This window comes from Microbacterium sp. BF1 (genome assembly GCF_019279095.1).
GTDB lineage: Bacteria > Actinomycetota > Actinomycetes > Actinomycetales > Microbacteriaceae > Microbacterium > Microbacterium maritypicum.
In genome coordinates, this window is sequence record NZ_JAGYWT010000391.1 from 1 (window position 1) to 2,354 (window position 2,354).

Consider the following 2,354-nt stretch of genomic DNA (forward strand, 5'->3'; position numbering starts at 1 on the left):
CCACCTGTCGGTCTCGGCGACGACCAGGCCCCCGCGCCCGGGCGAGATCGACGGCGTGCACTACTACTTCGTCGACGACGCGGAGTTCGACCGGCTCATCGCCGACGACGAACTGCTCGAGTACGCCGTGGTGCACAACCGCTCCCGGTACGGCACGCCGCGCGCGCCGATCGATGCCGCGCTGGCCGAGGGCAAGACGGTCCTGCTCGAGATCGACCTGCAGGGTGCGCGTCAGGTGCGTCGCGCCGAACCCGCCGCGACACTGATCTTCCTGCTGCCTCCGAGCTGGGATGAACTCGTCCATCGGCTGGTCGGACGAGGCACCGAAGACGCCGAGGAGAGGGCCAGACGACTGCGCACCGCGAAGGTCGAACTCGCCGCTCAGAACGAGTTCGATCACCTCATCGTGAACGAGGACGTCGCCACGGCGGCTCACGAGGTCGTAGAATTGTCTACAAGCTCTGCGCGCTGAGAGTCTTCGCGCGCCTTTCGCACCGTCTTCGCGACGATCCCGTCGCCTGATCAGGAGGTCTCACCATGGCCGGACACAACAACGGCATCATCGATCCCCCCATCGACAACCTGCTCGACCGCGTCGACTCGAAGTACGAGCTCGTCATCTACGCCGCCAAGCGCGCGCGTCAGATCAACGACTACTACTCCGACCTGCACGAGGGAAACCTCTTCGACAACGTCGGCCCGCTCGTGGACTCCTCGGTCGAGGACAAGCCGCTCACCATCGCGCTGCACGAGATCAACGAGGACAAGCTCCGCCTTCGTCACGCAGAGTGATATTCGAGACCGCGCCTCCCGTACGTCGGAGGCGCGGTCCAGAATGGGTGCAACACCCTCCATCCGTCCGTCCCGTTCTGGAGTACCGATGAGCGCCCTGCGTCTGTTCACGTCCGAGTCCGTCACCGAAGGGCACCCGGACAAGATCTGCGATCAGATCTCCGACAGCATCCTCGACGGCCTCATCGCGAAGGACAAGGGTTCCCGCGTCGCCGTGGAGACGCTCGTCACCACGGGCCTCGTGCATGTGGCCGGTGAGATCCGCACCGACGCCTACGTCGACATCCCCACGATCGTGCGCCAGGTCGTGAACGGCATCGGCTACACCTCCAGCGACACCGGCTTCGACGGTTCTTCGTGCGGCGTCAGCGTCTCGGTCGGCGAGCAGTCGACCGACATCGCCCACGGCGTCGACAGTGCCCAGGAGCACCGTGACGGGTCATCGGTCGATCCGCTCGACGCTCTCGGCGCCGGTGACCAGGGCATCATGTTCGGCTTCGCGACGAACGAGACACCGCAGCTCATGCCGATGGCCGCCTGGACCGCCCACCGCCTCGCCGAGCGTCTCACCGAGGTGCGCCGCAGCGGAGCGCTGCCTTTCCTGCGACCCGACGGCAAGACCCAGGTCACGCTCGGCTACGACGGCTTCACACCGAAGACCGTCGACGCGGTCGTGGTCTCGACCCAGCACCACCCCGACATCTCGCAGGAAGAGCTCAAGGCACAGGTCCGTGAGCACGTGATCGACCCGGTGCTCGCGACCACCGGGCTCGACCTCGACGACGTCACGTTCTACATCAATCCCGCGGGTCCCTTCGTCACCGGCGGCCCCAAGGGCGATGCCGGTCTCACCGGCCGCAAGATCATCATCGACACGTACGGCGGGGCCTCCCGCCACGGTGGCGGCGCCTTCAGCGGCAAGGACCCGTCCAAGGTCGACCGCTCGGGTGCCTACGCCACGCGATGGGTGGCGAAGAACGCCGTCGCCGCAGGTCTCGCCGACCGCCTCGAGGTGCAGGTCGCCTATGCGATCGGTGTCGCGCGCCCTGTGGGTCTGTACGTCGAGTCCTTCGGCACGGGCAAGGTGTCGGACGAGGTCATCACGCGCGCGATCAACGAGGTGTTCGATCTGCGCCCGCAGGCGATCATCGAGCAGCTCGACCTGTTGCGCCCGATCTACGCCCAGACGGCCGCCTACGGGCACTTCGGCCGCGAGCTCCCTGACTTCACCTGGGAGCGCACCGACCGCGCCGAAGAGCTGCGCCGCGCTGCCGGGCTCTGATGGGACCGCGGTCCTGATGCCTCCGGAGAGCCGGCGCATCGCGCGCGTGCTCCTCGATTCCCCTCTGCCTCAGCTCGATCGGCTCTTCGACTACGCCCTTCCTGCGCAGTGGGGTGAGGTTCCGCTGGGTGTTCGTGTCCAGGTGCCGCTGCGCACCGCCGGGCGCGTGATCGACGGCTACGTGGTCGACATCGACACCGAGGACGACGCCGACCGGGCGCTGTCCGAGGTCGAGAGCGTGGTGTCCACGGTGCCGGTGCTCCCCGAGCGTCTGCACACC

General features: G+C 67.3%; 3 protein-coding genes and 1 pseudogene. All 4 read left to right on the plus strand.

Annotated features, from left to right (window positions below; genetic code table 11):
- Nucleotides 1-472 (plus strand): guanylate kinase (gmk, locus tag KZA10_RS12610; protein WP_218683043.1); only part of this gene is annotated, 472 nt, incomplete at its 5' end.
- Between the two features lie 65 nt (nt 473-537).
- Nucleotides 538-792 (plus strand): DNA-directed RNA polymerase subunit omega, encoded by a 255-nt coding sequence (gene rpoZ, locus KZA10_RS12615; RefSeq protein ID WP_017204385.1) that lies wholly within the window; start codon nt 538-540, stop codon nt 790-792.
- Nucleotides 793-880: 88 nt separating this feature from the next.
- Complete coding sequence (gene metK, locus KZA10_RS12620) at nt 881-2,074, plus strand: methionine adenosyltransferase (RefSeq protein ID WP_141386743.1); 1,194 nt, start codon at nt 881-883, stop codon at nt 2,072-2,074.
- Between the two features lie 16 nt (nt 2,075-2,090).
- Nucleotides 2,091-2,354 (plus strand): annotated as a pseudogene (locus KZA10_RS12625) (primosomal protein N'); the annotation flags it as partial.

Excerpts from the sequence above, each read along its gene's own strand:
- rpoZ (WP_017204385.1), top strand. The coding sequence starts at position 538 with ATGGCCGGACACAACAACGGCATCATCGATCCCCCCATCGACAACCTG.
- metK (WP_141386743.1), top strand. The coding sequence starts at position 881 with ATGAGCGCCCTGCGTCTGTTCACGTCCGAGTCCGTCACCGAAGGGCAC.